Annotated in this window: 5 protein-coding genes and 2 pseudogenes; 4 read left to right on the top strand and 3 right to left on the bottom strand. The window is 28.8% G+C overall.

The window, feature by feature from the left end; translation table 11 throughout:
* Positions 1 to 191 (bottom strand): annotated as a pseudogene (locus tag BM384_RS14955) (IS701 family transposase); the annotation flags it as partial.
* A 53-nt stretch (positions 192 to 244) separates the two neighbouring features.
* Between BM384_RS14955 and BM384_RS14950 the strand changes: the two are divergent.
* Both BM384_RS14950 and BM384_RS14945 read left to right on the top strand, forming a co-directional pair.
* The gene (locus BM384_RS14950; RefSeq protein WP_347455090.1) at positions 245 to 1,285 is read left to right on the top strand and encodes a bile acid:sodium symporter family protein; all 1,041 of its coding nucleotides are present in this window, start codon (positions 245 to 247) and stop codon (positions 1,283 to 1,285) included.
* Between the two features lie 105 nt (positions 1,286 to 1,390).
* Positions 1,391 to 2,545 carry an FtsW/RodA/SpoVE family cell cycle protein gene (locus BM384_RS14945; RefSeq protein ID WP_090014777.1) on the top strand — a complete coding sequence of 385 codons (1,155 nt, stop codon included), beginning with the start codon at positions 1,391 to 1,393 and terminating at the stop codon, positions 2,543 to 2,545.
* A gap of 40 nt (positions 2,546 to 2,585) precedes the next feature.
* On the opposite strand, the gene BM384_RS14940 is transcribed toward BM384_RS14945, so the two are convergent.
* On the bottom strand, positions 2,586 to 3,140 hold the full coding sequence (locus BM384_RS14940) for a metal-dependent hydrolase (RefSeq protein WP_090014773.1): 555 nt from the start codon (positions 3,138 to 3,140) through the stop codon (positions 2,586 to 2,588).
* Positions 3,141 to 3,368: 228 nt separating this feature from the next.
* Between BM384_RS14940 and BM384_RS14935 the strand changes: the two genes are divergently transcribed.
* Together BM384_RS14935 and nudC are read left to right on the top strand one after the other, a co-directional pair.
* A complete protein-coding gene (locus tag BM384_RS14935; RefSeq protein ID WP_090014771.1) occupies positions 3,369 to 4,271 on the top strand; it encodes a cation diffusion facilitator family transporter in 903 nt (300 codons plus the stop codon).
* Between the two features lie 165 nt (positions 4,272 to 4,436).
* Positions 4,437 to 5,264 (top strand): NAD(+) diphosphatase, encoded by an 828-nt coding sequence (gene nudC / locus BM384_RS14930; protein WP_090014769.1) that lies wholly within the window; start codon positions 4,437 to 4,439, stop codon positions 5,262 to 5,264.
* Positions 5,265 to 5,372: 108 nt separating this feature from the next.
* On the opposite strand, the pseudogene BM384_RS14925 reads toward nudC, so the two are convergent.
* Positions 5,373 to 5,892: pseudogene (locus BM384_RS14925) on the bottom strand (transposase); the annotation flags it as partial.

Genomic DNA, 5,892 nt, shown 5'->3' with positions numbered 1-5,892 from the left:
CTAGTTCGATGTCTTGCAGGTGCAAGCTCCGCTATGTCGGAAATCTTACCATTAAAGCCTTTAGATATCATAGCATTCATGATATTTTCTAAATGCTTTAACTGAGGATTTGTTAAGTAAAAATCAAAATTTAATTGATTAAAAAATTTGTATATTGATGGTTCGTTTGATATAATTGTGTTCTGAAACATTTATGTATCTCCTTGTTGAATTTTGTGTAGGAACTTAATTATAACAGAGATTTATCATAAATGTTTTTTTATTTTATTCAGTTGTAAAATTATTCAAGCATTTTTGCACTATTATAGTATTAAAAAAAGTAAGTAAATTTTTATCAAACAAAACTTCAGTATTTGTTATCGCAGTAGCAGTAATAGCCTTTATTTGTCCGGATTTATTTAGCTGGGTTAAAGGAACTAAACAAAGCACCATTTTAGGTATTATCATGCTTGGTATGGGAATGACTTTAACAAAGCAGGATTTTAAAATTTTAGCAGAAAGACCATTAGATATATTTATAGGGGCATGTGCACAATATACAATTATGCCTCTTATAGCATTTACTATAGCTAATATTTTAGGACTTCCAACAGGAATAGGGGTAGGTCTTATTTTAGTAGGATGTTGTCCTGGAGGGGTATCTTCAAATATTATGTCTTTCTTATGCAAAGGAGATGTTGCATTCTCAGTTGGAATGACAACTGCATCAACTATTCTTTCGCCAGTTTTAACACCTTTTTTAGTACTTCAACTTGTTGGGGAACAAATAGAAGTACAAGCTTTTGGAATGTTTAAAAGTATATTAATAGTTACTATTTTACCAATTGCCATAGGATTTATTTGTAATCTTATATTTGATAAAAAAGAGAGCTTTAAAGATGTTAAAGAGGTTATGCCAGGAATATCTGTTATTGGACTTGCTCTTATAGTTGGTGGTGTAATAGCACTTCAAGGAAGTAATTTTGTTAAGTCAGGCTTATTAATTTTCCTTGCAATATTCTTGCATAATTCAATTGGATATCTTTTAGGATATGGAGTTGGAATATTAACTAGAATGTCTGACGCTAAAAGACGTACTATATCAATAGAAGTTGGTATGCAAAATGCTGGTCTTGCAACTAACCTTGCAACTGCACATTTTGGAGCACTTCCAGAGGCTGCTATAGCTAGTGCTGTTTCATGTGTATGGCACTCAATAACAGGTACTCTTCTTGCAGGACTATTTATTCAAATTGATAATATGAAAAAAAGAAAAATGGAAAACTTAAAAAATAAAGCTGCTTAAAAATTAAGAATTTCTTATTTTTTACATTTATTCAATAAAAATACAAATAATGCATATATAATATAACCATACCGGTAAAGGGGGATGGTTATGGGAGATTTTAAAATTATAAGAAAGCAGAAATTTAATATAAAAAAAGCTAGGTCAATTGAAATGTCTCTCTTAGTATCTATGATTGTATTAAGTTTATTTGGAATACTTAATATATACTTATGTACCAAGGGAGGTAGGTTTAGCAGCCCATACATTTTTTTGAAGCGTCAGTTAACATGGTTTATGGTATCCATGGTTGTAATGTATTTAATTTTAAATATTGATTATAAAATTATTTATAATTATACAGACGCAATCTATTGGTTTACTATATTTTTGCTACTTTTAGTATGGGTGCCAGGTATAGGGCAAAAGGTAAATGGTGCTTATGGATGGCTTAATTTAAGGGTATGTCAAATTCAACCCTCCGAACTAGCTAAGTTTTCACTCATTCTTATGCTTTCAAAGCAAATTGAAATTATGAAAGGAAAAGTGAATGACTTAAAAAATTTATCTATATTAGCAGGATATTCAGCATTAACAATACTATTAATATTAATTCAAAAAGATATGGGAATGACTATGGTATGTTTCTTTATAATACTTGGAATATTATTTTTGGCAGGTCTGGATAAAAGGATAATTTATAGTGGGATGGCTGTCTTACTTATCATGATTGTGATATTTTGGAATTCAGGACTTATATTAAATCACCAAAAAGAGAGAATAAAAGAATTTATGAGTTCAGATTCAAATGTAACATCCCAAGGATATCAATTAGATCAAGGGATGGTAGGTGTTGGTGCTGGAGGGTTATTTGGAAACAAGTTAAGTCTTGCACCTTATGTAGAAGCAGGATATGCAGCAAGTCATGTTCCAGAAATTCAAACAGATTTTATCTTTACTGCTATAGGAGAGCAATGGGGATTTTTGGGGGCCATGTTTGTATTAATTTTATATGGAATTATGATTGTAAAGATGATTAATATATCAAAAACTGCAAAAGATATATTTGGATCTTTAATAAGTATAGGAATGGTATCATATTTACTATTTGCAATATTTCAAAATATAGGAATGACAATAAAACTACTTCCTATAACGGGGATAACCCTTCCACTTTTAAGTTATGGAGGAAGTTCACTTCTAACTACCATAGCAACAATTACATTAGTAATTAATGTGGGAATGCATAAAAAGAAATTATCATTTGATAATGAAGAGTAGTTTATTAAAATGGGGATTCAAGAATTTGAATCCCTATTTTTTACCAACTTATTTTTGTTTTATTTTTAGAATTTTTGCAAGGAAGCTTAAATTCAAAGAAAGTAAGATATTTACCATTTTTAGTGAATTTATCACATACTATATGTAAAAGATATCCTAGAATGAAACCAAAGGTAAAATATAAATTTCCCATTAGGTATATACTATAACAAAAAAGAGCTGTTCCTAAGATCTTATGAGTAAACATTCTATGTGGAGATAACTTTCCAAGTATAGTTACTATTGAAAAAGTTATAATACCAATCAAACTTTCCTTATTGATTTTTATCCAATTAAGAAGGTTTTCCACCATTAAAAGCTGTCCACTTACATAGGTTATAGTGAAAAGTATTATTAATACTGCAAGTACTTTGTTAAATGCTGTAGAGGCCTTTGATTTTTCAGAATCTATATCAGGCATATAAGACCCTACAAAACTTCCACCAATAAGACAAGCGATGGGTAATGGTGAATTTATAGTATTATTCATAACAAGGAAGGCACTCATAGTAACACTTGCTGTGGTACCAATAACCATATGTTGTTTTCCTGTCATTAGTTCTTTTCCTTTCTATTTATTGAAGTTAATATAAATAATTCTAAATTATTTCCTGATAAAAATAAAGATTGTATTAGTAATAAAACACCTATATTATCACTATATTTGAAAATATAGCCCAAATAAATAGCAAATAGTTAAGATAAGAATATTATAAAAAATATAAGATAAAACATATCACAAATTATTTTTAAGTTTAATAGTAATTTTAGGAGAAACAAAGTTATGAAGGTGAGAAAATTTAACCTTAAGAATAATGATAGTAAGGATATTGCTATGAAGGTTTCATGGATAAGTATCACTGCAAATTTACTGCTATCATTATTTAAATTACTTGCAGGTATAATAGGAAAGTCAGGGGCCATGATATCTGATTCAATACATTCTGCTTCAGATGTTTTTAGTACTTTTATTGTAGTTATAGGTATAAGGATATCTAATAAAGCTTCAGATGATGAACATCAATATGGCCATGAAAGATTTGAGTGTGTTGCATCAATTATTCTTTCTATAATTTTATTTTTAATTGGTGTAGGTATAGGTTATGAAGGAATATTAAAGATTATAAACAGAGAAGAAAAGGCTTTAGCTATGCCAGGTACAATTGCTCTTGTAGCAGCTATTATATCTATTATGGTAAAGGAATGGATGTATTGGTATACCAAAAAGGCAGCTAAAAAGATTAATTCTACTGCACTTATGGCTGATGCATGGCATCATAGATCAGATTCATTATCTTCAATAGGAGCATTAATAGGTATTGCAGCATCAAAGAAAGGATTTCCTATATGTGATTCTATAGCAAGTATTGTTATAGCTATATTTATAATTAAAGCAGCCTATGAGGTATTTAAGGATTCCATAGATAAATTAATTGATAAATCCTGTGATGTAGATGTAGTTGAAAATATGAAGAAAGTTATTTTAAATGAAGAAGGGGTAATTGATATTGATGACATAAGAACAAGGCTTTTTGGTTCTAAAATATATGTAGACATAGAAATTGCAGCTGATGGTAATAAGACCCTTACTGAAGTTCATAAAATTGCACAAAATGTACATGATTCTATAGAAAGAGAATTTCCTGATGTTAAACATTGCATGGTTCATGTTAATCCTAGAACCTGAAATAATTAATTTGATGGTATATAAAAATTACAAAAATAAAATTTATACATCTTTTTTGTTTATATTTTTATTAAATTTAAAATTGAAGTTAGAATTTATCCGTATACTAAATATGATGTATAATAAATAAAGATAAGTAAATAATTAAATTTAGGAGGAAAGTCAATGATACAAGATATATCGTTAAAATTTAATAATTCATATAGTAAAAAAGAACCTAAAGATGACAGTATTATATTATTTTATAGAGATAAAGATATATTAATAAAAAAGGATAGAGAAAAGGGAGCCTTTCTTAAGTATAGTGAAATTAAGAATGAAAAAGGAGAGTATACATATTTATTTTCTATAGATAGTACAGATTATTTTTTATCAGAAGGAAGTAACTTAGATGAAAAATTAATTGATTGTGAAATGAAAAATGTAAGATCACTTCGTGAATTAAGACCTAAGCATTTAGCCTTTGCTGGGCTAACAGGTTATCAATTATATAATTGGTATAAAAATAATAAGTTTTGTGGAAGATGCGGCCATGAATTAGAAAAGGATAATAAAGAAAGAATGCTTCGTTGCAGTAACTGTAATAATATGATTTACCCTAAAATATGCCCAGCAGTTATAGTTGCAGTAACAGATGGAGACAGGCTGTTAATGACTAAATATGCAAGTGGTGTAATTAAGTCATATAACTTAGTTGCAGGCTTTACAGAAATAGGTGAAACACTAGAAGAAACAGCTAAGAGAGAAGTTATGGAGGAAGTTGGCTTAAAGGTTAAAAATATAAGATACTATAAAAGTCAGCCATGGTCTCTTACAGATACTATTTTAACAGGCTTTGTTGCAGAGGTAGATGGAGATACAAATGTGACTATAGATACTGAAGAATTATCAGTGGCTCATTGGATTCATAGAGATGATATTACTACAGAATTTGATGATTTTAGCTTAACTAATGAAATGATAATGAAATTTAAAAATAATGAATTAGTTTAAGACCAGCTAATAATAGTCAAGTAAATAAAAAAATATTATTTTTTTAAAAAAGGGTATAGCAAACAAACTATTTGTAAAACACGAATGGTTGCAAAAAATGTAAATTGATTAAGCTACACTATTTTGAGAAATATTTTCTAAAAACATTTGCTTATGTATTTTATGATTTCGTAGCTCAAACGGAGTTTGGTTTCGAAGTACAGCGAAGATATAATTTATTAATTTGTGCATTATAGCAACTAAAGCAACTTTAGCTTTTTTGCCTTGCAAATTAACTTTATAGTATTCTAATAAAACGCCATTAATAGGAGTTCCATTACGAGTACATCTAATAGAAGCAAGTGCTGCTGAATATAAAGCTCTTCACCGATACGAGTTCCGCGCTTTGAAATTTTACATTGATTGCCTTGGAATTTACCAGACTGATTAACAGAGCTGTCTATACCAAAGAAGGCTACAAGGTGTTTTGGCTTAATAAAGCCATTAATATCACCTATTTCAGCTATTAATGTAATAGCTGTTAAACGTCCTATACCAGGAATTGAATCTATTAATTCAATATTTTTCTTAATAGATTCAGAGAATTCAGATGACTCAATCAAAATATTAATTTCATTTAGTAAATTAT

It is taken from the genome of Clostridium sp. DSM 8431 (assembly GCF_900116755.1).
In the GTDB taxonomy this organism is placed as follows: Bacteria; Bacillota; Clostridia; order Clostridiales; family Clostridiaceae; genus Clostridium.
This window is presented reverse-complemented; position numbering and strand designations above follow the sequence as displayed.